The sequence below is a fragment of the Cognatiluteimonas weifangensis genome (assembly GCF_003416885.1).
In the GTDB taxonomy this organism is placed as follows: domain Bacteria; phylum Pseudomonadota; class Gammaproteobacteria; order Xanthomonadales; family Xanthomonadaceae; genus Cognatiluteimonas; species Cognatiluteimonas weifangensis.
In genome coordinates, this window is sequence record NZ_QVPD01000002.1 from 200,721 (window position 1) to 224,648 (window position 23,928).

Annotated in this window: 19 protein-coding genes and 1 pseudogene; 13 read left to right on the forward strand and 7 right to left on the reverse strand. The window is 71.6% G+C overall.

All coding sequences use genetic code 11. From position 1 onward, the window contains the following. Position 1: 1 nt before the first annotated feature. Positions 2-2,689 (forward strand): bifunctional diguanylate cyclase/phosphodiesterase, encoded by a 2,688-nt coding sequence (locus D0Y53_RS02600; RefSeq protein WP_233511611.1) that lies wholly within the window; start codon positions 2-4, stop codon positions 2,687-2,689. 9 nt (positions 2,690-2,698) lie between these two features. Here D0Y53_RS02600 and D0Y53_RS02605 read toward each other — a convergent pair whose 3' ends face one another. From D0Y53_RS02605 to rph, 5 genes and pseudogenes are all read right to left on the reverse strand, one after another. Continuing rightward, entirely contained in the window at positions 2,699-3,049 is a 351-nt protein-coding gene (locus D0Y53_RS02605) for a PilZ domain-containing protein (protein WP_117201639.1), read from the reverse strand. Then, positions 3,046-5,283 (reverse strand): annotated as a pseudogene (locus D0Y53_RS02610) (DUF1631 domain-containing protein); the annotation flags it as partial. The gene D0Y53_RS02605 and the pseudogene D0Y53_RS02610, both read right to left, overlap by 4 nt. A 213-nt stretch (positions 5,284-5,496) precedes the next feature. Then, entirely contained in the window at positions 5,497-6,663 is a 1,167-nt protein-coding gene (hemW, locus tag D0Y53_RS02615) for a radical SAM family heme chaperone HemW (protein WP_117201641.1), read from the reverse strand. Positions 6,664-6,752: 89 nt separating this feature from the next. Continuing rightward, on the reverse strand, positions 6,753-7,358 hold the full coding sequence (gene rdgB / locus D0Y53_RS02620; RefSeq protein WP_117201642.1) for an RdgB/HAM1 family non-canonical purine NTP pyrophosphatase: 606 nt from the start codon (positions 7,356-7,358) through the stop codon (positions 6,753-6,755). Further along, a complete protein-coding gene (gene rph, locus D0Y53_RS02625) occupies positions 7,355-8,116 on the reverse strand; it encodes a ribonuclease PH (protein ID WP_117201643.1) in 762 nt (253 codons plus the stop codon). Before rph ends, rdgB begins: the two co-directional genes overlap by 4 nt. Before the next feature lie 111 nt (positions 8,117-8,227). On the opposite strand from rph, the gene D0Y53_RS02630 reads away from it, so the two are divergent. The 8 genes from D0Y53_RS02630 (at position 8,228) to D0Y53_RS02665 (ending at position 17,408) form a co-directional block, all read left to right on the forward strand. Further along, the gene (locus D0Y53_RS02630; RefSeq protein WP_117201644.1) at positions 8,228-9,076 is read left to right on the forward strand and encodes a YicC/YloC family endoribonuclease; all 849 of its coding nucleotides are present in this window, start codon (positions 8,228-8,230) and stop codon (positions 9,074-9,076) included. Between the two features lie 108 nt (positions 9,077-9,184). After that, the gene (gmk, locus tag D0Y53_RS02635; protein ID WP_117201645.1) at positions 9,185-9,802 is read left to right on the forward strand and encodes a guanylate kinase; all 618 of its coding nucleotides are present in this window, start codon (positions 9,185-9,187) and stop codon (positions 9,800-9,802) included. A gap of 148 nt (positions 9,803-9,950) precedes the next feature. Next, complete coding sequence (gene rpoZ / locus D0Y53_RS02640; RefSeq protein ID WP_117201646.1) at positions 9,951-10,250, forward strand: DNA-directed RNA polymerase subunit omega; 300 nt, start codon at positions 9,951-9,953, stop codon at positions 10,248-10,250. 166 nt (positions 10,251-10,416) lie between these two features. Then, positions 10,417-12,609, forward strand: a complete 2,193-nt coding sequence (locus D0Y53_RS02645; RefSeq protein WP_117201647.1) for a RelA/SpoT family protein — start codon at positions 10,417-10,419, stop codon at positions 12,607-12,609. 119 nt (positions 12,610-12,728) lie between these two features. Then, on the forward strand, positions 12,729-13,112 hold the full coding sequence (locus D0Y53_RS02650; protein ID WP_117201648.1) for a RidA family protein: 384 nt from the start codon (positions 12,729-12,731) through the stop codon (positions 13,110-13,112). A 97-nt stretch (positions 13,113-13,209) separates the two neighbouring features. Next, positions 13,210-15,363: an ATP-dependent DNA helicase RecG gene (gene recG / locus D0Y53_RS02655; protein ID WP_233511623.1), complete on the forward strand. Its 2,154-nt coding sequence runs from the start codon at positions 13,210-13,212 to the stop codon at positions 15,361-15,363. Between the two features lie 268 nt (positions 15,364-15,631). Next, complete coding sequence (locus D0Y53_RS02660; protein ID WP_117201650.1) at positions 15,632-15,874, forward strand: type B 50S ribosomal protein L31; 243 nt, start codon at positions 15,632-15,634, stop codon at positions 15,872-15,874. 229 nt (positions 15,875-16,103) lie between these two features. Continuing rightward, a complete protein-coding gene (locus tag D0Y53_RS02665; RefSeq protein ID WP_233511612.1) occupies positions 16,104-17,408 on the forward strand; it encodes a citrate synthase in 1,305 nt (434 codons plus the stop codon). Positions 17,409-17,498: 90 nt separating this feature from the next. On the opposite strand, the gene D0Y53_RS02670 is transcribed toward D0Y53_RS02665, so the two are convergent. Further along, the gene (locus D0Y53_RS02670; protein ID WP_117201652.1) at positions 17,499-18,158 is read right to left on the reverse strand and encodes a hypothetical protein; all 660 of its coding nucleotides are present in this window, start codon (positions 18,156-18,158) and stop codon (positions 17,499-17,501) included. An 85-nt stretch (positions 18,159-18,243) separates the two neighbouring features. After that, a complete protein-coding gene (locus D0Y53_RS02675; RefSeq protein ID WP_117201653.1) occupies positions 18,244-20,772 on the reverse strand; it encodes a penicillin-binding protein 1A in 2,529 nt (842 codons plus the stop codon). A gap of 229 nt (positions 20,773-21,001) precedes the next feature. Here D0Y53_RS02675 and D0Y53_RS02680 point away from each other — a divergent pair, with 229 nt between their 5' ends. The 4 genes from D0Y53_RS02680 to D0Y53_RS02695 are packed head-to-tail and all read left to right on the forward strand — an operon-like array spanning position 21,002 to position 23,916. After that, positions 21,002-22,060, forward strand: coding sequence for a pilus assembly protein PilM (locus D0Y53_RS02680; protein ID WP_117201654.1), 1,059 nt, complete (start codon positions 21,002-21,004; stop codon positions 22,058-22,060). Then, the gene (locus tag D0Y53_RS02685; RefSeq protein ID WP_117201655.1) at positions 22,060-22,701 is read left to right on the forward strand and encodes a PilN domain-containing protein; all 642 of its coding nucleotides are present in this window, start codon (positions 22,060-22,062) and stop codon (positions 22,699-22,701) included. The genes D0Y53_RS02680 and D0Y53_RS02685 overlap by 1 nt, the downstream gene beginning before the upstream one ends. After that, on the forward strand, positions 22,698-23,360 hold the full coding sequence (locus D0Y53_RS02690; protein ID WP_117201656.1) for a type IV pilus inner membrane component PilO: 663 nt from the start codon (positions 22,698-22,700) through the stop codon (positions 23,358-23,360). The genes D0Y53_RS02685 and D0Y53_RS02690 overlap by 4 nt, the downstream gene beginning before the upstream one ends. Before the next feature lies 1 nt (position 23,361). Then, positions 23,362-23,916, forward strand: coding sequence for a pilus assembly protein PilP (locus D0Y53_RS02695; RefSeq protein WP_117201657.1), 555 nt, complete (start codon positions 23,362-23,364; stop codon positions 23,914-23,916). The last annotated feature ends 12 nt before the right edge of the window (positions 23,917-23,928 follow it).

A 23,928-nucleotide genomic window follows, 5' to 3' on the forward strand; every position in this document is an offset into this window, starting at 1 on the left:
CTTGAGGACGTCACCGGATTCTGACGGATTCGCGCCCGGCCTGCAGGCCGCACCCGAGGTGGGCGATGCCGTTCCCCTGCGCCTGCCGGCGTGGTTGTGGAGCCTGCTGGTGCTCGCGCTGGGCCTGGCCCTGTCGTACTGGACGGCCGACCGCCAGCGGGCCGGCGTGGAACGCGAGCAGCGGGTCGAACTCAGACGCCTGGCCGACGAGAGCCAGACGGCCCTCGTCGCCAGCCTGCACGCCTGCGAGATGCTGCTGCGTTCGGTGCAGACGGTGTTCCTGGCGTCCGAGGACGTGAGCGCGACCGAGTTCGCCCACATCTACCAGGCGCTGCAGCCGCGCTCCGAGTTCCCGAGCCTGCAGGCGCTGGCCTACGCCCGGCGCACCGGCGAGGCGGACTTCGTGACCGTCATGGTGGAGCCGGCGACGGGCAACGAGCGCATCTTCGGGCTCAGCCTGGCGGCCCAGCCGGCCAACCAGGCCGCGGCGCTGGCCTCGCGCGACAGCAACCAGGTGGCGATGTCCGCGCCGTTCCGGCTGCTGCAGACGCCGACGCACGCCGGCAACGATGGCGTGACCATGCGTCTGCCGATCTATTCCAGCGGCCCTCCGCCGGCCACGCTGGCCGCGCGGCGCGCGCGGATGCGGGGATCGATCGCGGCCTCGTTCCACGTCCACCGGCTGATCGCCGACGCGCTGCCGCCGGCGGCGTTCGAACGCCTGCACCTCGTCGTCGACGACGTCACCGGGGGGCGCACCCGGCAGCTGTACGTCTCCCCGGGCAAGGCGCCGCCGGCAGCGACCGCGCAGGACCGGTCGGTGCGCGAACTGCATTACGGCGGCCGCAGCTGGCGGGTGACCATGCAGCCGCTGCGGTCGCTGGCCGCCGCCGTCGACTGGCGCGAATCGATGCTGTGGCCGGGTCTGCTGGCCAGCGTGCTGCTGGCGCTGCTGGTGTGGTCGGTGGCGACCACCCGGCGCCGCGCGCTGGAGCTGGGCTGGCGCATGAGCCATCGCTACCGCGAGAGCGAGCAGCGCTTCCGCACCCTCAACGACCTGCTGCCGGCGCTGGTGCTGCTGGCGCGCGTCGACGACGGGCGCATCCTGTACGCCAACGAAGCGGCCCGCGTGCGCCTGGGCGAACACATCGAGGACGGCACCGCGCTGGCGACGCTGTTCGAGGAGGAAAGCCTGCGCAAGCGGCTGGCCGAGCGCGACGACGACACCCCGTGGAACAACGTCGAGGCGGTGCTGGTCTCGCTCGGCGGCGACCGCTTCTGGGCGACGACCTCGGTCGCACAGGTCCGGGTCGGCGACGACCAGCGCATGCTGATGGTCGCCAGCGACATTTCCGAGCAGCGCCAGCTGACCGAACTGCTCAGCTACCAGGCCAGCCACGACACCCTGACCGAGCTCTACAACCGCCGCGAGTTCGAGCGCCACGTGCAGCGCGCGCTGCACGCGGTCGCGCACGGCGCGCCGGCCTGCGCGCTGCTGTACATCGACCTGGACCAGTTCAAGCTGATCAACGACACCTCCGGGCACCTGGCCGGCGACCAGTTGCTGAGCCAGCTGGCGCTGGCGATGGCCGAGCAGCTGCGCGGCGGCGACATCCTCGCCCGGCTGGGCGGCGACGAATTCGGCATCCTCGCCCACGATGCCAGGCCCGAGGGCGCGCTGGTGCTGGCCGAGCGCCTGCGGGCGCGGATCGAGGGCCACATCTACGTCTGGGAGCAGCGCAGCTACACCATCAGCGCCAGTGTCGGCGTGGTGATGATCGACCGCGGCGGGATGACCCTGCGCGAGGTGCTGTCGCAGGCCGACACCGCCTGTTACATGGCCAAGGACCACGGCCGCAACCGCGTCCACTTCTTCTCCGAGCAGGACGACGAGACCATCCGCCGTCGCGGCGAGATGGAATGGGCCAACCGCCTGCGCTGGGTGATCGACGAGCAGCGCCTGCTGCTGGACTACCAGGAGGTGCGGCCGCTGCAGCCGCGGCCGCAACAGGACCCGCACATCGAACTGCTGCTGCGCCTGCGCGACGAGGACGGTCGGGTGGTGATGCCGGGCGCGTTCCTGCCCGCGGCCGAGCGTTACGGCCTGATCGCGCAGCTGGACCGCTGGGTGGTCGCCGAGGCGACCGCGCACTTCGGGCAGCTGCACGCCGATGGCCGCACCCCGGGGCGCTGTTCGCTCAACCTGTCGGGCGCGACCCTGGAGGACGACAGTCTGGCCGACTACGTGCTCGGCCTGATCGAGCGCCATGGCGTGGCGCCCGAGCGCCTGTGCTTCGAGATCACCGAGACCGAGGCGGTGCGCAACCTGCCGCGCGCGGTGCGCTTCTTCGAGCGCGTGCGCGCGATCGGCTGCCAGGTATCGCTGGACGATTTCGGCGCCGGCATGTCCTCCTTCGGTTACCTGAAGAATCTGCCGGTGGACGTGATCAAGATCGACGGCAGCTTCATCCGCGATCTCGACAACGATCCGATGAGCCGCTCGATCGTCGATGCGATCAGCGAGATCGGCCACCAGCGCGGGCTCGACGTGGTCGCCGAATGGGTCGCCAGTGACGCCATCGCGGACATCCTGCGCCAGCTCGGCGTCGACTACGGCCAGGGGTTCGCGCTGCACCGGCCCGAGCCGGTGCGCTACCAGCGCGTGCTGCGCGGACAGCCCGCGCGCTGAGGTCGCGGGCTATTCGAACTGGCCGCCGGGGGCGTCGATCCAGGCCCGCAGCTGTTCGGCCTGGACCGGAGGCACGGCGATGAAGCGGAACCCGGTCCAGGCCTGTCCCGGAGCGCTGGCGCGGTCCAGCCACAGCAGGTGCGCGCCGATCTCGAACGCGGTCTCGTGGCCGCGCGCGTCCTGCAGGTGGAAGCGGAACTGGTACAGCGCGTCCTCCACCAGCGGCGCGCTGGCGATCAGCAGCATGCCGGTTTCCGAGAGGTTGCCGATGCGGCCGACCACGCTGTCGGTCATCGCGTCGGTGACCAGGATGGTGTCGGAGACCTTGCGCCGGCGCGCGCGGCGGAATTCGTTGATCACGGGGTCGCCTCCGTGCCCTCGCCGGGGCCGTCCTTGTCGCCGTGGCCGGCGAAGCTGCGCAGCGCGTGGAGGGTGGCCTGCCAGGCGCGGTCGACCAGGCGTCCGCGCTCTGCGGTGACGATCCGCGCCTGCCCGCGCGCGAGCATTCGCGCGACGCTGTCCAGCGACTGCTCGCCGACGCGATGGCCGCGCTGGTTGACGAACAGCGCGTTGTCGGTGATCGGGCTGTACCAGGACAGCCGCCGACGCACCACGTCGCCCTGCTGGTTGGTGACGAATTCGATCCAGGTGCCGTAGGGCATCACCCGCAGCTGGTCGTAATGCGCCTGTTCGGCGGCGTTGCGCGGCGCCGGCGCCGGCTTGTGCCGGCTGGCGGTGTCCTGGCCCAGGCGCGCGCGCGCCTTGAGCTTCATGGTCAGCTCGGTACGCGAGGCCGGATCGTCCTCGTCTTCGTCCAGAGCGCTGGTCAGGCGCCGCGCGATCGCCGCGGCTTCCTCGGTGTGGTAGCCGACCTGCGCCAGCGCCGCCTCGATGTGGTTGGCCAGCCCGGGGTCCGCGGGCCCGGTCTTGCGGCCGCAGGTGGCGACGATGCGCCGGGTCGCGTCCAGCTGCTGGCGCCATTCCGCGGAGTCGGCGCCCTGGCGCAGCAGGGTCAGCGTGAGCACGTCGGCCCAGGCCTGGTTGAGCAGCGCGCGCACGAACTTGGGCAGGGGCTGCTCGCCGACCAGTTCGGCAATGGTGTCGGCCGCCTCGCGCTTGGCGATCTCGAGTTTTTCCTTGCCGCGCGCCGCCTCCACGTGGCGGCGTTCGGCCATCTCCGCCTTGCGCGCCAGGGTGTGCAGTTGCGTCTGCAGCTCCCGGTTGCTGGCTTCGAACACGGCCGGGTCGTCGTCGAAGTGCTCGACCACGTGCTTGACCGCCTGCTGCAGCGGCGCCAGCAATTGCGGATCCAGGTCGTCCTCGTCGAGCCAGCGCGCGCCGGATTCGGCGACCGCGTTGAGCAGCTGGCGCGCCGGATGCTGGGCCTGCACGAAGAACGCGCGGTCCTGCAGCGCGACCCGCAGCAGCGGCAGCTGCAGCCGCCGCAGCAGCCCTACGGCCGGGGTGTCGCTGCGGACCTCGCGCTCGATCTGCCCGTAGAGCATGCCCAGCAGCTCGAAGGTGTCGCTGTCCTCGCGCGAGAAGCTGGAGCCGCGGCCGCGTTGCTGGCGGACCTGTGCCAGCAGCGCCTGCTTGATGTCGAGCAGGTTGCGCGGGCCGCTCGGCGACATCGTCCCCTGCATCCGGCCGAGCGCATCGACCACCTCGGCGGTGTCGAGTTGCTCGCGCGGGGCGCGGCGCTTGTCGGGGCGCAGCTTGCCGATCAGCTCGCGGCGTCCGGACAGCAGCTGCTGCAGCAGCTCGTAGGCGGCGCGTTCGTCCATGCCGGCGGTTTCGGCGTCGGCCTCGCCCAGCCAGGCGGTGTGCGTGCGTTGCGCCTCGCCCTGGGCGCCGCCGCGGCGGGCGCCGCGGCGGGGCGGGCGCCGCGGCCTGGCGCCGGGGACCGCGGCCTCGGCGGCGGCTTCGGCCTGGCTCTGCGGGCTCGGCCGCACCCGGATCGGGACGTAGGTCAGGCTCGGCAGGATGCCTTCGGCGGCGACGGAGGCGTTGAGCATGTCCAGCATCTGCGGATAGTGCGCCATCACCCGGCGCTCGAAGATGCGGTACAGCAGCAGCCGCGCCTCCAGCGTGACCTGCAGCGACTGCGCCGCCTCGCGCAGGATCCGGCACAGGGACTGCGGTCCCAGCGGGATGCGCTCGGCGTCGAACGCGGGGGTGCCGGCGAGCACGCCGAAACGCTGGCTCAGCAGGTGCAGGGTCAGGCTGGCGCGCGATTCCTGGCGCACGGCGATGTCGCGCAGCACCGCGTCCTCGTCCAGTTCGGCGTCGTCGACCAGGCGCAGATGGTGGAAGGTGCCCGCTGCCGTGTCCGCCCCGGCGGTCCCGGCAACCTGGGCCGGGCCGCGCCCCAGCGCGGCGAGGCTGGCTTCCAGCCCGACCATGAAACGCGGCACCAGGTCGGAACGGTTCAGGCGCAGGGTGCGCAGGGTCTGCAGGTGGGTGGACTCGACCCCGGGGTTGCGGGCGTGGTCGGCGAGCCGGAACAGTTGCTGCTCGAACTCCGCCAGCATCGCCGTCAGATGGCGTTCCAGCTCGTCCGAGGCGGTGTTGAGCAGGTGCTCGAGCACGCGCCGCACCCGGCGCGGCAGGGTGGCGGTGGCCAGCGTCTGCGGCGCGGAGGGGTCGGTGGCGGGTGGCGGTGTGGACATCGGACGCTCGGTCTCTGGCCCGCGCCTATGATTGCACGTATGGCCGCGGGTCGGCGCCTGCGCGGGCTTCCGGCGCCACGTCGCGCCGCCGGCCTCGCGCCCTCGAGGCGGCCGCGGCGCGGACCGGGGCCGGTCCGCTTACGCCGTATCGGTCAGGAACAGGCCGATGACGTCGTTGGTGAAGCGCCGGCCCAGCTCGGTCGGCACGATCCGCTCGCCGTCCTCGGCGAGCCAGCCGCGCGCGCGCGCCTGCGCCAGTTCCGCGGCGATGGCGCTGCGCGGCAACCCGGTGCGCGCCTCGAATTCGGCCAGCGCGAACCCGGCGTTCAGCCGCAGCGCGTTGAGCATGTAGTCGAACGGCCGCCGCGCCGGGGACAGGTACTCGTCGCCGCCGATCGCCGCATCGCTGCCGGCTGCGGCCAGATAGGCGGTCGGGTGCCTGAGTTTCCAGCGGCGCAGGATCGCCTGCTCGCTGCCGAGCGTGAGCTTGCCGTGGGCGCCGGCGCCGATGCCCAGGTAATCGCCGAAGCGCCAGTAGTTGAGGTTGTGCGCGCACTGCCGCCCCGGGCGCGCGTAGGCGCTGACTTCGTACTGCGCGTAGCCGGCCTGCGCCAGCAGCGCCTGGCAATGCTCCTGCATGTCCCAGCCGGCGTCGTGGTCGGGGATGCCGGCCGGCGGTCGCGCGGCGAAGGCGGTGCCCGGCTCCAGCGTCAGCTGGTAGTGCGACAGGTGCGTGGGCTCCAGCGCGAGCGCGCATTCGATGTCGCGCTCGGCCATCGCCAGGGTCTGCTGCGGCAGCGCGTACATCAGGTCGAGGTTGAAGTTGTCGAAGCCGGCGGCGCGCGCCAGCCGCACCGCGGCGACCGCTTCGGCGCTGTCGTGGATCCGCCCCAGCCGCTGCAGGCAGCCGTCGTCGAAACTCTGGATGCCGATGCTGAGCCGGTTGACGCCGGCGGCGCGGTAGCCCTCGAAGCGGCCGTGCTCGGCGGTGCCGGGGTTGGCCTCCAGCGTGATCTCGCAGCCCGGGGCGAAGCGCAGCCGACCGCTGGCCTGCTGCAGGAAGGCGTCGATCGCCTCGGGCGGGAACAGCGACGGCGTGCCGCCGCCGAAGAACACCGTCTGCACCGTGCGCCCCCAGACCAGCGGCAGGTCGTGGTCGAGATCGGCCAGCAGCGCCTCGACGTAGGCGGCGAACGGCAGCGCGCCGCGTTGCGGGTGCGAGTTGAAATCGCAGTACGGGCATTTGCGCACGCACCAGGGCAGGTGCACGTACAGCGACAGCGGCGGAGGGGCGAGCATCGTCATCGGGGGGGGGCGAGCATCGCCCTAGTGTAGGAGCGGCGCGAGCCGCGGGGTTTGCAGGCGCCAGGAAGAGTTCGCGGCCCACGCCGCTCCTAGCGGAGTTCCGGAAGGCGTTGCCTGAGTACCGCCAGCGCGCGGCCGCGATGGCTGGCGGCATTCTTGATGGCCGGCTCGAGCTCCGCGGCCGAACAGCCGTGTTCGGGATCGAAGAACACCGGGTCGTAGCCGAAACCGCGCGTGCCGCGCGGCGCGGCGAGGATGCGGCCGGGCCAGCTGCCCTCGGCGATGATCGGTTGCGGATCGTCGGCCGCGCGCAGCAGCACCAGCACGCAGTAAAAGCGCGCCGTGCGCGCGGCGTCGGGCACGCCGTCGAGTTCGTGCAGCAGGCGCGCGATGTTGCGGCCGGCGTCGCCGTGGCCGCCGCCGTAGCGCGCCGAGTGCAGTCCGGGGGCGCCGCCGAGCGCATCCACGCACAGGCCCGAATCGTCGGCCAGTGCCGGCAACCCGGTCGCGCGGGCGGCATGGCGCGCCTTGAGCAGGGCGTTCTCGACGAAGGTCAGTCCGGTTTCCTCGACCTCGGCCAGGCCGAAGTCGGATTGCGCGCGCAGGCGCCAGCGGTCGGCGCCGAGCAGCGCACGCAGCTCCGCCAGCTTGCCGGCGTTGCCGCTGGCCAGGACCAGTTCCGCGGGCGGCGTCATCGCCCGGCGAGCGCCGCCTGTTGCGCGGCGAGCAGTTCGGCGGTGCCCTTGCGGGCGAGTGCGAGCATCGCGTCGAGCTCGTCGTCGCGGAAGGCGTGGCCCTCGGCGGTGCCTTGCAGCTCGATGAAGCCGCCGCCGTCGTTCATCACCACGTTCATGTCGGTATCGCAGCCGCTGTCTTCGGCGTAGTCCAGGTCCAGCACCGGGACGCCGCCGCAGATGCCGACCGACACCGCAGCGACCGCGCCGACGATCGGGTCGCGCCCGCCCTTGACCGACTTGAACTCGCCGCGTGCGGTCAGCCAGTTGATCGCGTCCACCAGCGCGACGTAGGCGCCGGTGATTGCCGCGGTGCGGGTACCGCCATCGGCCTGCAGCACGTCGCAATCCAGGGTGATGGTGCGCTCGCCCAGCGCGGTGCGGTCGACGCAGGCGCGCAGGCTGCGGCCGATCAGGCGCTGGATTTCCAGCGTGCGCCCGCCCTGCTTGCCGCGCGCAGCCTCGCGGTCGGAACGCGAATGGGTGGCGCGCGGCAGCATGCCGTACTCGGCGGTGACCCAGCCTTCGCCCTTGCCGCGCAGGAACGCCGGCACCCGGTTCTCCACGCTCGCGGTGCACAGCACCCGGGTGTCGCCGAAACACACCAGCACCGAGCCTTCGGCGTGCCGGGTGTAGCCGCGGCTGAGCGTCACCGCGCGCAACTGGTCGGGCGCGCGGCCGCTGGGGCGGACGAAGGCCGGCGAAAGGGAAGTGGTCATGCGGAAATTCACCGGAACGCGGCGGGCAAGTTTACCATCGCAGCGTTTCCGCCCCGGCCGCTGCGCGTCCGGCGCCCGTCGCGACCTGGAGATGCCATGTCCATCCGAAGCATGACCGCGTTCGCCTCCGGCGAGCGCGCCACCGCCGCCGGCACCCTGGCGTGCGAACTGCGCGCGGTCAACCATCGCTTCCTCGAGATCGGCATGCGCCTGCCCGAAGAACTGCGCGCACTGGAGCCGGCCTTGCGCGAACGCATCGGTGCGCGGGTCGCCCGCGGCAAGCTCGACCTCAACCTGCGCCTGCGCGCGCCCGACGGCGGCGAGGCGCTGCAGCTGGACCCGCGCGTGCTCGGGCGGCTGTCGGAACTGGCGCAGGACGTGCAGGCGCGGTTCCCGGCGCTGCGCACCGAGTTCACCGCGCTGCTGCAGTGGCCGGGGGTGCTGCAGACGCGCAGCGCCGACCCCGCGCTGCTGCAGGCCGAAGCGATGGCGCTGCTGGACGAGGTGCTGGGCCAGTTCGTCGCCGCGCGCGAGCGCGAGGGCGCCAAGCTGGCCGCCGGCATCGGCGAACGCGTCGACGCCATTGCCCGCATCGCCGGGGAGGTGCGGGCGCTGATGCCGGCGATCGGCGCCGGCCAGCGGCAGAAGCTCGAAGCGCGGCTGGCCGACCTGCGCCAGCCCGTGGAGCCCGGACGCCTGGAGCAGGAGCTGGTGCTGTGGCTGCAGAAGCTGGACATCGACGAGGAGCTCGACCGCCTCGACAGCCACATCGCCGAGATCCGCCGCGTGCTGCGGCAGGCGGCGCCGGTCGGCCGGCGGCTGGATTTCCTGCTGCAGGAGTTCAACCGCGAAGCCAACACGCTCGGGTCGAAATCGGTCGACGCTCGCACCTCCGCCGCTGCGGTCGAGCTCAAGGTGCTGATCGACCAGGTCCGCGAGCAGATCCAGAACATCGAATAGCCGAAGCGGGGACTGGCGACCGGGAAGAACGAGTACGATCCCGTCCGTGCCCAGCCCGTGACCCCGATCTTGCCAATCCCCGCCCCCGAATTCCCGACCCCGGCGCCCATGCGCGGAACCCTGTTCATCGTCGCGGCGCCCTCCGGCGCCGGCAAATCCAGCATCGTCAATGCCTGCCTGGCGCGCGACCCCAACATCCGGCTGTCGATCTCGTTCACCTCGCGCGCGCCGCGCCCGGGCGAGCGCCACCACGAGCACTACCACTTCGTCAGCGACGCGGAATTCGAGCGCATGGTCGCCGCCGGCGACTTCTTCGAGCACGCGCGCGTGCACGGCGACTGGAAGGGCACCGCGCGGCAGTCGGTGGAGCCGCAGCTGGCGGCCGGCCGCGACGTGCTGCTGGAGATCGACTGGCAGGGCGCGGCGCAGGTGCGCCGGCAGATGCCCGAGGCGGTCGGCGTGTTCATCCTGCCGCCCTCGCGACAGGCGCTGGAGCAGCGCATGCGCGCCCGCGGCCAGGACAGCGAGGCGGTGATCGCGCGACGGCTGGCGGCCGCGCGCGAGGAGATGGCGCATTACGCCGAATTCGACTACGTGATCGTCAACGAGGTATTCGAAACCGCGGTCGGGGAAATGTGCGCGATCTTCCAGGCCAGCCGGCTGCGCCGCGAGGTCCAGGCGCAGCGTCATGCCGGGCTGATCGCGCGGCTGCTGGGCGGGGAGTAGCGTCGGCTCCCGCCCCGCGCCTGCGGGCCCGGGCCGGGGCTTCCCTAAACCACTGATTCGCAAGGATTGCGCTTGTGCCGTGGCGTCGGCGCCCGTACAATTCGCGGTCCTGTACCGATACGGACGGCCCAGCGCCGCCGGGAGCCCCATGGCCCGCATTACCGTCGAAGACTGCCTGAAGGTGGTCGACAACCGCTTCGAGCTCGTGATGATGGCCGCCAAGCGCGCGCGCCAGCTCGCCAACGGGGTCGAGCCGCAGCTGGACAACAGCGAGAGCAACGACAAGCCGACCGTGCTGGCGCTGCGCGAGATCGCCGCGCGTCGCATCGACCAGCCCTACATCGACGCGGTCGACAAGGCCGAGCGCGAGCGTCGGGAACGCGAGGCGCTGGAGTGGGCCGCCGCCGAGGTCGTCGCCGACGACGACCTGTCCAAGAACGACGACTGAACGCCAGCGGGCTCCCCCGCGCCGGCGCGGCCGGGCGGGGAGTGTCGCCAGCGCCATGTCCCCGATCACGACCCCGCTGCGGCGGGGTCGTGGCGTTTCCGGGTTCCGTTGCAGCCGCCCCGGCGCCCGCATTGCCGCTCCACCGGCTCCCGCGTAGGCTCGGGCCATGCGTCCCGTCCAGCCCGCCCATGCCGCGCCCCATCCCGCGCCCGCCGACGAGGCGGTGCCGGACTACATGCAGGCGCTGGAACAGGCGGCCGGCTATCTGCCCGACGAGCAGCGGCGCGTCCTGCGCCGCGCCTGGGCGGTCGGCGCCGCCGCGCATGCCGGGCAGACGCGGCGCTCCGGCGAGCCCTACATCACCCATCCGGTGGCGGTGGCCACGGTGCTGGCCGAGCAGCGGGTCGACGTCGAGACCCTGGTCGCGGCGATCCTGCACGACACCCTGGAGGACACGCCGCTGGGGCGCGACGCGATCGCCGGCGAGTTCGGCGAGACCGTGGCCGAGCTGGTCGACGGCGTCACCAAGCTGGACAAGCTGCAGTTCGCCGACCGCCAGGAGGCGGCCGCCGAGAGCTTCCGCAAGATGCTGCTGGCGATGGCGCGCGACCTGCGCGTGATCATGATCAAGCTCGCCGACCGCCTGCACAACATGCGCACGCTCGCCGCGCAGACGCCCGAGGCGCGCGCGCGGATCGCGCGCGAAACGCTGGAGATCCACGCCCCGATCGCCCAGCGCCTGGGCATGAACCTGATCAAGGCCGAGCTGCAGAACCTGGGGTTCCGCGCCCTGTACCCGTGGCGGCACGCGGTGCTGGAGAAGCGCATCCGCACCCAGCCGCTGGTGCGACGCGAGGCGCTGGCCCGGATCGAGGCGCAGCTGGCGCAGCGGCTGACCAACGAGGGTCTGCAATACCGGCTGGTGGGCCGGGTGAAGTCGCCGTGGAGCATCTATACGAAGATGCGCGCGGAGGGCAAGAGCTTCGTCCAGGTGATGGACGTGTTCGGGTTCCGCATCGTGGTCGGGTCGGTGCCGGAGTGCTACCACGCGCTGGGCGTGGTGCACGCGGTGTTCAAGCCGCTGGACGGGCGCTTCCGCGACTTCATCGCCATCCCCAAGGCCAACGGCTACCAGTCGCTGCACACGGTGCTGTTCGGGCCCTACGGCTCGCCGATCGAGGTCCAGATCCGTACCGAGGAGATGGACCTGATCGCCGAGCGCGGGATCGCCGCGCACTGGATGTACAAGCACGGCGGCTCCGGCAACAGCGCCCACACCCGCGCGCACTCGTGGATCACCGGGCTGCTGGAGAGCCAGCGCGGCACCGGTTCGTCGCTGGAGTTCCTGGAGAACGTCAAGATCGACCTGTTCCCCGACGAGGTCTATCTGTTCACCCCCAAGGGCGACATCCTGGCGCTGCCGCGCAACGCCACCGCGCTGGACTTCGCCTACGCGGTGCATACCGACGTCGGCAACCACGCGGTCGCCGCGCGCGTGGACAAGAAGCTGGTGCCGCTGCGCACCAAGCTGGTCAGCGGGCAGAAGGTGGAGGTGATCACCGCGCCGTCGGCGGCGCCGCAGCCGCACTGGCTGGAGTTCGTGGCCACCGGCAAGGCCCGCACCTCGATCCGCCACCAGCTCAAGCACCTGGAGCACGAGGATGCGGTGCAGCTCGGCCACCGCATGCTCGACCGCGCGCTGGAAAACCTGCAGACCTCGCTCGACCGGCTGCCGCCGGCGCGGCTGGAGGCCTATCTCGCCGACAACCGCTATCCGCGGCTGGAGGCGCTGCTGGCCGACATCGCGCTGGGCAACCGCATGCCGGCGCAGGTGGCGCTGGTGCTGGCGCGGGAGCAGGCCGCCGCGCCGGACCTGCTGGATGCGCTGCCGCGGCCGCAACGCGAACTCCGGCCCGGCGGCGACCGCATCCTGATCACCGGCCACGAGCGTGGCGTGATCACCTTCGCCCATTGCTGCATGCCGATCCCCGGCGACGAGATCATGGGCTACCACACCACCGGCCGCGGCATCGTCGTGCACCGGCTCGACTGCCCGAACGTGGTCGACTACCGCAAGTCGCCGGAGCGCTGGATCGCGATCGGCTGGGACCGCACGGTGTCGGGCGATTTCCACAGCGCGCTGATGGTCGAGGTCGAGAACCACCCGGGCGTGCTGGCGCAGGTCGCTGCGGCGATCGCCCAGGCCGACTCCAACATCGACGGGGTCGAATACGTGGAACGCGACAGCAACATCGCCTCGATCCGCTTCGCGATCGAGGTGCGCGACCGCAAGCACATCGCCGACGTGATCCGCCGCGTGCGCCGGCTGGGGGTCGTGTACGGGGTGCAGCGGCTGTAGCCGCCGCGCGGCAGCCGCCGGCGCGCCGGGCCGTGGTCCGCGCCGCGCTCCCGGCGATGCGCACGGACCGCGTGCGGCCGCAGCCGCTAGAATCCGGACTCCACGCACCGGAGTCCATCATGTCGCGCCAGCCGATCCATACCGACCTCGCCCCCGCCGCCATCGGCCCGTATTCGCAGGCGATCCGCGCCGGCAACACCGTCTACCTGTCCGGGCAGACGCCGCTGGTGCCGGCAACCGGGCAGATGGTGGAAGGCGACATCGCGGCGCAGGCGCGGCGCGCGTTCGACAACCTGCAGGCCGTGTGCCGGGCCGCCGGCGGCTCCTTCGACCAGGTCGTGCGGGTCGGCCTGTATCTGACCGACCTGTCGCAGTTTTCCGCGGTCAACGCGGTGATGGCCGAATATTTCGCGGCGCCGTACCCGGCGCGCTCGACCATCGAGGTCTCCGCCCTGCCCAAGGGCGCGGCGTTCGAGGTCGACGCGGTGATGGTGCTCGACTGACCGCAGCGTGGCCCGCGCCGGCAAACCTGCCGCTCCCGGAGGTGCCCGCCGCGGGCGGGCCGCGGCCGAGCGCGCGCCGGCCACGGTCGCACCGTCGCTGGCGCCGGCAGGCGAGGCGCCGTTGTCCTCGTTGCCCGGGGTCGGTCCGCGCGTGGCCGAAAAGCTCGCCGCGCGCGGCCTGTCGACCCTGCAGGACCTGTGGCTGCTGCTGCCGCGGCAGTACGAGGACCGCACCCGGATCGCGCCGATCCGCGGCTTGCAGCCGGGCGTCGCGGCGCAGGTGGAGGGCACGGTCGAGGCGGTGGAGCGCGGGTTCCGCTACCGCCCGCTGCTGCGGGTGGCGATCGGCGACGGCTCGCAGGCGACGCTGGTGCTGCGTTTCTTCCATTTCCGCGCCGCGCAGGTGGCGCAGTTCGCGCCCGGCGCGCGGGTGCGCTGCTACGGCACGCCGCGCGCCGGGCAGCACGGGCTGGAGATGGTGCACCCGAGCTATCGCGTGCTCGCGGCCGACGAGGCGGTCCTCGGCGACCGGCTCGATCCGGTGTACCCGGCGGTCGACGGCGTGGGGCCGGCCAGTCTGCGACGGCTGATCGGCGCGGCGCTGGATCGCCTGCCCGACGATGCCGCACTGGAGCTGCTGCCGCACGCGACGCTCGCGGACTTGCGGTTGCCGTCGCTGCGCGAGGCGCTGCTGACGGTGCACCGTCCGCCGCGCGATGCCGACGTCGCCGCGCTGCTGGCCGGCACCCATCCGGCGCAACGGCGGCTGGCGCTGGAGGAGTTGCTGGCCCACCACCTCAGCCTGCGGCGCCAGCGCATCGCCCTGCAGAGGCATGCGGCGCCGCCGCTGGCGCCGGCCGGCGTCCTGGTCGGACGGCTGCGCGCGGCCCTGCCGTTTGCGCTCACCGGCGCGCAGGAGCGCGTGTTCGCGCAGGTCCGCCGCGACCTCGCGCAGCCGCATCCGATGCTGCGGCTGGTGCAGGGCGATGTCGGCAGCGGCAAGACCGTGGTTGCGGCGCTGGCGGCGCTGTTGACGGTGGAGGCCGGCCGGCAGGCGGCGCTGATGGCGCCGACCGAACTGCTGGCCGAGCAGCACCTGGCCAACCTGCGCGGCTGGCTCGAGCCGCTGGGCGTGCGCGTGGCCTGGCTGGCCGGCAAGGTCACCGGCAAGGCGCGCGCGGCGGTGCTGGCGCAGGTGGCGTCCGGCGCCGCGCAGGTGGTCGTCGGCACCCACGCGCTGATGCAGGAAGGCGTCGCCTTCCACGGCCTCGCGCTGGCGATCGTCGACGAGCAGCACCGCTTCGGCGTGCACCAGCGCCTGGCGCTGCGCGACAAGGGCGCCGTCCTCCACCCGACGCAGAAGGACCGGCGTGCGAAAGTGCCGCACCAGCTGGTGCTGACCGCGACCCCGATCCCGCGCACGCTGGCGATGGCGGCGTACGCCGACCTCGACGTCTCGGCGCTCGACGAGCTGCCGCCGGGCCGCACGCCGGTGCAGACCGTCGCCCTCAGCGCCGAGCGCCGCCCGGAACTGGTCGAGCGCATCCGCGCGGCCTGCGCGCAGGGCCGGCAGGCGTACTGGGTGTGCACGCTGATCGACGATTCCGACGAGGAAGCGGGAGCGTCCGGCCAGGGAGGATCTGGCGCCGGCGGCCGCGGCCGGATCGAAGCGCAGGCCGCGCAGACCACCTTCGAGGCGCTGTCGGCGGCCTTGCCGGAACTGCGCATCGGCCTGGTGCACGGGCGCATGAAGTCCGCACAGAAGCAGGCGACGATGTGCGCGTTCAAGGAGGGCGCACTCGACCTGCTGGTGGCGACCACGGTGATCGAGGTCGGCGTCGACGTGGCCAACGCGTCGCTGATGATCGTCGAGAACGCCGAGCGCCTGGGCCTGGCGCAGCTGCACCAGCTGCGCGGCCGGGTCGGCCGCGGCAGCACGGCATCGAGCTGCGTGTTGCTGTACCAGCCGCCGCTGTCGGCGCTGGCGCGGCAGCGGCTGGAGACGCTGCGCGAAACCAGTGACGGGTTCGTGATCGCGGAAAAGGATCTGGCCCTGCGCGGGCCCGGCGAACTGCTGGGGACCCGGCAGACCGGCCTGGCCACGTTCCGCCTCGCGGACCTGGCGCGCGATGCCGACCTGCTGCCGCAGGTGCACGCGCTGGGCGAGCGCCTGCTTGCGCAATCGCCGCAGGTCGCCGAGCGCCTGGTCGCCCGCTGGATCGGCGGCGCCGCGCGTTACGCCGCGGCCTGACCGCGCGGGCTCCGCCCCCCGAGTGCCGCCCGGACCCGGGCGCCGACACGCTGCCGCTGCCGTCACGGCCCTCTCCGGCCTGCGCCGGCGTCGTCGTTGGCCGGGATCGGCAGCGGTTCGCGCCGGCTGGACATCGGAGGGCGCGCTCGACCGGGGCCGCCCGGGCAGGTCCAGCGCGGGGCCGCGGCCTGAACGCGCGCGGCGGCTTGCGTCGCGATGCAGGCGGCGGCTAAAATGCCGCGCTTACCTTATCGAAACCGGTGCCGCCATGAAGGCCGACATCCACCCCGAATACCGCGAAGTCGTGTTCCAGGACGTGACTTCCGATTTCAAGTTCCTCACCCGCTCCACCGTCGCCAGCCGGGAGACGATCAAGTGGGAGGACGGCAACGAGTATCCGCTGGTCAAGGTCGACGTGTCTTCGGCCACGCACCCGTTCTACACCGGGCAGAACAAGATCATGGACACCAGCGGCCGCGTCGACAAGTTCCGCAAGCGCTACGCCAAGTAAGCGCGCCGCCAGTGCCTGATCGCGACGGCCGCCTCCGGGCGGCCGTCGGCGTTTGCGGGCGCCTGCGCAAGCCCCGCGCGACGGGGCGGCGCTCCCGGCCGGGGGCCGGGGCGGTCCGGCTATGCGATAATGCGTGCTTCCGCGGCGCTCGCCGTGGACGCAATCGATCATCCCCCCTCCGCGCCTGGCGTCGCCGCCACGGGCGCGCATGAATCGAGGAGTGTGCGCCGTGTCCGACGCGAACGAATCCGCCACCGGCCAGGTCACGCTGACCGCCGCCGGCAAGACCGTGACCCTGCCGGTGGCGACCGGCACCCTCGGCAACCCCTGCATCGACATCGGCAAGCTGCCGAAGGAAACGGGTTGCTTCACCTACGACCCGGGTTTCGGCGCCACCGCCTCCTGCAAGTCGGCCATCACCTACATCGACGGCGGCGCCGGCGTGCTGCTGTACCGCGGCTATCCGATCGAGCAGCTGGCCGCGCACTCGAGCTTCCTCGAGGTCGCCTACCTGCTGATGCACGGCGAGCTGCCGTCGCCGGGCGAGTTCACGAGGTTCGAGAACCGCATCACCCACCACACGATGATGCACGAGGCGTTCAAGAGCTTCCTCGGCGGGTTCCGCCACGACGCCCATCCGATGGCGATGCTGGTCGGGATGCTCGGCTCGATGGCCAGCTTCTACCACAACACCCTGGACCTGGACGATCCCGAGCAGCGCCGCCTGGCCGCGGTGCGCCTGATCGCCAAGGTGCCGACCATCGCCGCCGCCTGCTATCGCCACTCGATCGGCTGGCCGCTGCGCTACCCGCGCAACAACATCGAGTACGTCGAGCGCTTCCTGCACATGATGTTCGAGGTGCCGAGCGAGCCGCTGGTGCTCAAGCCGGTGGCCGCGCGCGCGCTGGACCTGCTGTTCATCCTGCACGCCGACCACGAGCAGAACGCCTCGACCTCGACCGTGCGCCTGGTCGGTTCCACCGGCGCCAACCCGTACGCCTGCGTCGCCGCCGGCGTCGCCGCGCTGTGGGGCCCGGCGCACGGCGGCGCCAACGAGGCGGTGCTGAAGATGCTGGCCGAGATCGGCGACGCGAAGAACGTGCAGTCCGCAGTCGACAAGGCCAAGGACAGGGAATCGGGCTTCCGCCTGATGGGCTTCGGCCACCGCGTCTACAAGAACTTCGACCCGCGCGCCAAGATCATCCGCGAGATGACCCACCAGGTGCTGGCTGAACTCGGCGTCAACGACCCGCTGCTGGAAGTGGCGCTGCGCCTCGAGGAGGCCGCGCTGAAGGACGAGTACTTCGTGCAGCGCAAGCTGTATCCCAACGTCGATTTCTACTCCGGCATCATCTACAAGGCGCTGGGGATCCCGACCGAGATGTTCACGGTGATGTTCGCCATCGCCCGCACCGCCGGCTGGGTCGCGCACTGGCTGGAGCAGCAGGAGGATCCGGAAGCCCGGATCGGCCGTCCGCGCCAGGTCTACACCGGTTACGCGGCGCGCGATTACGCCGCCATCGACAAGCGCTGAGCACGGCATCGCGGGGTTTGCCCGGCCGCGGCCGGGCGGGCCCGGGTACGGTCCCCGGTTATTGCGGCGTCCCGATCGCGGCGCCCCGGCTCAATTCCCCGCTTCGTAGGCCGAGATCTCGTCCTCGGCCAGCAGCTGCCGCAGCTGCGCCAGCGAGGCGCGCCGCATCGGTTTTTCGTCCACGCCCGACAGCGGCGCCTGGCGCAGCACGTCCAGCGGCAGCACGGTCAGGTCGAAGCTCAGGTCCTCGGCGGAGAACAGCCACACCGGCGCATCGAGCTGGCGTTGCGGGTCCAGCCGCAGCCGTCGCGAGCGCGCCTCGGCCGGGATGTCGTGTTCGTCGAGGAAGCGCGGCACCGCGTCGGCATCGTCGCTGTACAGCTGCAGCGCGACCGGGGCATGGACGTCGGCGGTGCCCTCCAGCACCGGGCCGACCAGGCGCGGCTCGAACGGCGCGAAGAACTCCAGCGCGCGCAACGCCGCCTCGCGCCGCGTGCGCAGGCCCGCGGCCTGCTCCCGGCCCGCGAACAGGCGCTGGTATTCGCGCAGCGCATCCTCGATCTCGCGGTTGCGCGGCAGCGAGGCGTCGTCGAGGATCCCCAGCCGCGCGGCGGCCTTGAGCTTGGCCTGGTGGAAGTCGCGGATGCCGCCCTCGGCCATCAGTCGCGCGGCCTCGTGGGCGAGGCGATGGCGGCGTTCGCGGGTGCGGGTGAGCGCGTGCTGCTGGGCGTGCTGACGGGCGTGACGCATGCGGCGGCCTCCAGGCGAACCCGCGACGACTCTACCGCATCCGGCGGCACCGGCGGCGCGCACGGCGCCCGGGGACGGGCCGCGCTCAGAAGATGTCGAACGCCGCCTCGTCCTGGGCCTGCGCGTCCTGCGCGCTCTCGACGTAGCTTTCCATGCGCTCCAGGTCCTCGGCCTTGACCCACTCGGCGATGCCGCTGCCGGCGTCGGGCAGCAATTCCCCGCCCGCGCTCACTGCGACCTTGACCATGCCCTCGGGCGGGTCGTTGGCGGCGATCGGCCGGTCCTTGAGCGCCACGCGCATGTAGTCGATCCAGATCGGCAGCGCGGCCTTGCCGCCGTACTCGCGGTAGCCCAGCGAACGGAAATCGTCGCGTCCGACCCAGACCGTGGTGACGATGTCGCCGCCGAAGCCGGAGAACCAGGCGTCGCGGTGGTCGTTGGTGGAGCCGGTCTTGCCGGCGACGTCCTCGCGGCCCAGCACCTTGGCCGCGGTGCCGGTGCCGCGCTGGACCACGTCGCGCATCATCGACACCAGCTGGTAGGCGACACGGGCGTCGATCGCGCGCGGCGCCAGCACGGTGTCGGCCGGCAGCGCGGCGGGACGGGCGGCGGGAGCGGCTGCCGCCGGGCGGGCGGCCTCGGCCGGCGGCGCGCCCGCGCCCGGACCCAGGTCGAAGCCGGCGACCACGTTGGCCGCGCGCACGGTGCCGGCGCCGGCCGCGGCCACGCCGCAATCCGGGCAAGCCGTCGCCGGCTTTTCCTTGAACAGCAGCTTGCCGTCGCGGTCGCGGACCTCGTCGATGAACCAGGGGGTGATGCGGAAACCGCCGTTGGGGAAGGTCGCGTAGCCGCGCGCGATCATCAGCGGCGGCAGCGACGCGGTGCCCAGCGACATCGACAGGTTCGGCGGCAGCAGCTCCTCGTCGATGCCGAAGTGACTGATGTACTTGCGCGCGTAATCGATCCCGATCGCATCGAGCAGGCGCACCGACACCAGGTTGCGCGACTGCACCAGCGCTTCGCGCAGGCGCATCGGGCCGGCGAAGTTTCCGGTGTCGTTCTGCGGCCGCCATTCGTGGCCGCGGCGGTCCTTGAACACCACCGGCGCGTCGAGCACGATCGAGGCCGGGTTGAAGCCGCGCTCCATCGCCGCCGCGTACAGGAACGGCTTGAAGCTGGAGCCGGGCTGGCGCCGCGCCTGGGTGGCGCGGTTGAACTTGTTGCCGGCGAAGCTGAAGCCGCCGACCAGCGCGCGCAGCGCGCCGTCCTGCGGATCCAGCGACACCAGCGCGGCCTGCGCCTGCGGCAGCTGTTCGAGCTGGTAGCGCGGCGGCGTCGGGGCCGCTGCCGGGGCGGCGGCGGGGTCGCCGGCGCCCGGCGGCGTCGCGGGCACGACCGGATCGATCCGTCGCACCCGCACCAGGTCGCCGCGCTGCACCAGGGCCGCCGGCGTGCGCCCGGTCCAGCGGCTGCTGTCGGCGCCGAGCACGACCGTGCTGCCGTCGGCGAGCGCGACCTCGGCGCTGCCATCGCCGCTGCGCAGCACGATCGCCGGCAGCAGGCCGCCCTGGGCAACGATGCCCTGCAGGCGCGCGCTGGCGCCGGCCGCATCCTCGTCGGCGGCCAGGTCGAAATGCCGCTCGACCTTGCGCCAGCCGTGGCGGTGGCTGTAGAGCTCCAGGCCGTCGCGCACGGCTTTCTGCGCGGCCGCCTGCAGCACCGGGTCGATGCTGGTGGTGACGTGGTAGCCGCGGGTCAGCACGTCGCCGCCGAAGCGCGCGATCATCTCCCGCCGCACCATTTCCGCCACGTACGGCGCCTCGACCTGGATCGGAATGTCGTGCGGGCTGGCGTGCATCGGCGCCGCCTGCGCGGCGATTTCCTCGCCGCGGCCGATGAAACCCAGCTCGCGCATGCGCTGCAGCACGTAGTCGCGGCGGATGCGTGCGCGCTCGGGATTGCTGACCGGATTGCCGCTGGACGGGAACTTCGGGATCGCCGCCAGCGTCGCCATCTCGTCCAGGCTGAGCTGGTCCAGCGTCCTGCCGTAATAGAACTCCGCGGCCGCGGCGATGCCGTAGGCGCGGTTGCCGAAGAAACTCTTGTTGAGGTAGAGCTGGAAGATCTCGTCCTTGCTCAGTTCGCGTTCCATCTTCATCGCCAGCAGCATTTCCGCCAGCTTGCGGGTGTAGCTGTACTCGGAGCTGAGGAAGAACTGGCGCGCCACCTGCTGGGTGATGGTGGAGCCGCCCGGCACGCGCTTGTCGTCGGTGGTCGCCAGCAGCCAGATCGCGCGCGCCACGCCTTTGTAGTCGACGCCGTGGTGCTGGTAGAAGCGGTTGTCCTCGATCGCGATGAAGGCCTGTCGCAGCCGCTCGGGGACCTGGGCGATGTCCACCGGGTAGCGCCGGGTCTCGCCGAACACGGCCATCAAACGGCCGTCGCGGGCATAGACGTACAGCGGTTCCTGCAGCTCCACGCTGCGCAGGGATTGCACGTCCGGCAGCCGGGAGGAGACCACGACATACAGGGTGCCCAGGGCCAGCAGGCCGAGCAGCGACACGGTCGCGAAAGCGAACACGGCCCAGCGCAACAGGCGGCGAAACGGCGGCATCAGGGGGAAATCCTCGCGCGAAAGCGTATTGCGGCTGTGTTGGGCGGGGAGTATAGAGGAGCGGCCTGAAACCGCCGTCCGCGGCCGGATTCAGGCACGACCGGCGTTTGCGGGGGAGGCGGGCACAGGGGGCGGCCAGGCCGGGGGAGTTGCCATGACGTAAAAAGTCCGTTATTTAATGCAACGGGGCACGTTGTGCGCGTAAGCGCCCGTGATAAGGGGAGAAAACGTGGGACTGATCACAAAAAGCCAGCCGCCCTTGGTCGGCGTCGACATCAGTTCGACCGCGGTCAAGCTCCTCCAGCTGTCGCGGGCGGGCAATCGCTACCGGGTCGAGCACTACGCGGTCGAACCGCTGCCGCCCAACGCCGTGGTGGAGAAGAACATCGTCGAGGTCGAGGCGGTCGGCGAGGCCATCCGCCGTGCCATGGCCCGCTCCGGGAGCAAGGCCCGGTACGCCGCGGCCGCGGTCGCCGGCTCGGCGGTGATCACCAAGCTGATCCCGATGCCGGCGGACCTGGACGAGGACGACATGGAGTCCCAGATCGAGCTGGAAGCGGTCAATTACATTCCCTATCCGATCGAGGAAGTGAACCTGGACTTCGAGGTGCTCGGCCCGATGCCGGGCAACGCCGAGATGGTCCAGGTGCTGCTGGCGGCCTCGCGCTCGGAGAACGTCGAGACCCGCACCTCGGCGCTGGAGCTCGGCGGCCTCACCGCCAAGGTGATGGACGTGGAGGCCTTCGCGATCGAGAACGCCTTCGCACTGCTGGGCGAGACGCTGAACGTGCCGCGCGACGGCGTGGTCGCGCTGGTCGATGTCGGCGCCACCATGACCACGCTCAACATCCTGCGCAACGGCCGCAGCCTGTACAACCGCGAACAGGTGTTCGGCGGCAAGCAGCTGACCGATGAGGTCATGCGCCGCTACGGCCTGAGCTACGAGGAGGCCGGCCTGGCCAAGCGCCAGGGCGGCCTGCCGGAGAGCTACGAGATCGAGGTGCTGGAGCCGTTCAAAGAGGCACTGGTGCAGCAGATCAGCCGTCTGCTGCAGTTCTTCTATGCCGGCAGCGAGTTCAACCGCGTCGACCAGATCGTGCTCGCGGGCGGCTGCGCCTCGATCCCGGGCGTGGCCGACATGGTCGAGGAGCAGCTCGGTGTGCCGACGGTGGTCGCCAATCCGCTGGCGCAGATGACCCTCGGCCCGCGGGTGCAGGCGCACGCGCTGGCCCAGGACGCGCCCGCGCTGATGATCGCCGCCGGCCTGGCCATGAGGAGCTTCGACTGATGGCACGGATCAACCTGCTCCCGTGGCGCGCCGAACGGCGCAAGCTGCGCCAGAAGGAATTCCTCACCATGCTCGGCCTGTCGGCCGTTGCGGCTGTGGTGCTGGCGTTCCTGATCATCAGCTACTACAACGCCCAGATCAGCGGCCAGACCGAGCGCAACGGTTTCCTGCGCGACCAGATCACCCAGGTCGACGCCCAGATCAAGGAGATCGAGGCGCTCGACCAGAAGAAGGCCAAGCTGCTGGCGCGCAAGGACGTGATCGAGCAACTGCAGGCCAACCGCTCGCAGATGGTGCACCTGTTCGATTCGCTGGTGCGCACGATCCCCGACGGCGTGATCCTGACCTCGATCAAGCAGGAGGGCGACAAGCTCACCCTCGAGGGGCGCTCGCAGTCCAACGCCCGGGTCAGCACCTACATGCGCAACCTCGAAGGCTCCGGCTGGATGACCAAGCCCGACCTGTCGATCATCGAGGCCAAGGCGGGCGAACCCGGCCTGCCGTACACCTTCATGCTCAGCGTGATGCTGGCCAATCCGAACGCGCCCAAGGACACCGACGGCGACGGCGTGCCGGATGCCCCGGCCGCGCCCGCCACGCCGGCGCCGGCTGCGCCCGCACAGGGAGGAGCCGCGCCGTGAGCCAGAAAAAGATGGCCCTGAAGGACCTGAGCTTCAACAACACCGGCGTGTGGCCGCGCGAGTACAAGCTCGGCTTCTGCGTGCTGATCGGCGTGGTGATCGTCGGCCTGGCCTGGTGGCTGTTCGTCCGCGACAAGACCGCCGAACTCGAGGGGCTGGAGCGGCAGGAATCGGAGCTGCGCGCCGAGTTCGAGACCAAGCAGGGGCGCGCCGCGAACCTCGAGCCGCTGAAGCTGCAGCTGGCGCAGATGGAGCAGCAGCTGCAGCAGATGCTGCGGCAGTTGCCGAGCAAGACTGAGATGCCCGACCTCATCGTCGACATCTCGCAGACCGCGCTCGCCACCGGCCTGTCCAACGAGCTGTTCCAGCCGGGTCCGGAAACGCCCAAGGAGTTCTACGCCGAGAAGCCCATCGCGCTGCGGATGGTCGGTACCTACCACCAGTTCGGCGCCTTCGTCAGCGGCGTGGCCTCGCTGCCGCGCGTGGTGATCCTGACCATGCACGACATCTCGCTGCAGCCCAAGAACAAGAGCACCGGTGGCGGCATCCGCGCCGACATCCCGCTGGAGCTGGCCGGTACGGTCAAGACCTACCGCTACCTCGACGAGGAAGAGGCGGCCGAGCAGGAAAAGGCCGCAGGCGCGAAGGGGGGGCGCTGACATGCACAAGCATCCGTTCGACGCCGTTCCCCGCCTGGCCCGGCTCGCCCTGTTGCTGCTGCTCGCCGCCGTGCTCGGCGCCTGCGGCCGCAGCGTGACCAGTACCCCGGGCGACGCGCCCAACCTGGAAAAATGGGTCGCCGAGGTCAAGAACCGCCCCGCGCCGCCGCTGGACCCGCTGCCGGTGATGCAGCAGTTCGAGACCTTCGAATACGCCGCGCAGGCCCTGCGCGACCCCTTCAGCAACGCCTTCAGCGACCAGAGCAACGGCAGCGGTCCGCGTCCGGACCCCAACCGCCGCAAGCAGACGCTGGAACAGTTCCCGCTCGACAGCCTCGACATGGTCGGCACCATCGGCAGCGGCGCCGGCCTGGTCGCGCTGGTGATGGCGCCGGACAAGGTGACCTATCGGGTGCGGCCCGGCGTGTACCTGGGACAAAACGACGGCCGCGTGACTGCGGTATTCGACGACCGGATCGAACTGGTCGAACTGGTGCCCGATGGCGCGGGCGGCTGGCTGGAACGGCCGGCGTCGATCGCGCTCGAAGATCAATGATTGGGGGATAGG

What these genes read in the sequence shown, in the direction of transcription:
- D0Y53_RS02630 (WP_117201644.1), top strand. Translation starts at nt 8,228, where the DNA reads ATGACCGCGTTCGCCTCCGGCGAGCGCGCCACCGCCGCCGGCACCCTG.
- D0Y53_RS02695 (WP_117201657.1), top strand. Translation starts at nt 23,362, where the DNA reads ATGCACAAGCATCCGTTCGACGCCGTTCCCCGCCTGGCCCGGCTCGCC.
- D0Y53_RS02650 (WP_117201648.1), top strand. Translation starts at nt 12,729, where the DNA reads ATGTCGCGCCAGCCGATCCATACCGACCTCGCCCCCGCCGCCATCGGC.
- D0Y53_RS02645 (WP_117201647.1), top strand. Translation starts at nt 10,417, where the DNA reads ATGCGTCCCGTCCAGCCCGCCCATGCCGCGCCCCATCCCGCGCCCGCC.
- rdgB (WP_117201642.1), bottom strand. Translation starts at nt 7,358, where the DNA reads ATGACGCCGCCCGCGGAACTGGTCCTGGCCAGCGGCAACGCCGGCAAG.
- D0Y53_RS02675 (WP_117201653.1), bottom strand. Translation starts at nt 20,772, where the DNA reads ATGCCGCCGTTTCGCCGCCTGTTGCGCTGGGCCGTGTTCGCTTTCGCG.
- D0Y53_RS02670 (WP_117201652.1), bottom strand. Translation starts at nt 18,158, where the DNA reads ATGCGTCACGCCCGTCAGCACGCCCAGCAGCACGCGCTCACCCGCACC.
- hemW (WP_117201641.1), bottom strand. Translation starts at nt 6,663, where the DNA reads ATGACGATGCTCGCCCCTCCGCCGCTGTCGCTGTACGTGCACCTGCCC.
- D0Y53_RS02660 (WP_117201650.1), top strand. Translation starts at nt 15,632, where the DNA reads ATGAAGGCCGACATCCACCCCGAATACCGCGAAGTCGTGTTCCAGGAC.
- rph (WP_117201643.1), bottom strand. Translation starts at nt 8,116, where the DNA reads ATGACCACTTCCCTTTCGCCGGCCTTCGTCCGCCCCAGCGGCCGCGCG.
- gmk (WP_117201645.1), top strand. Translation starts at nt 9,185, where the DNA reads ATGCGCGGAACCCTGTTCATCGTCGCGGCGCCCTCCGGCGCCGGCAAA.
- rpoZ (WP_117201646.1), top strand. Translation starts at nt 9,951, where the DNA reads ATGGCCCGCATTACCGTCGAAGACTGCCTGAAGGTGGTCGACAACCGC.
- D0Y53_RS02685 (WP_117201655.1), top strand. Translation starts at nt 22,060, where the DNA reads ATGGCACGGATCAACCTGCTCCCGTGGCGCGCCGAACGGCGCAAGCTG.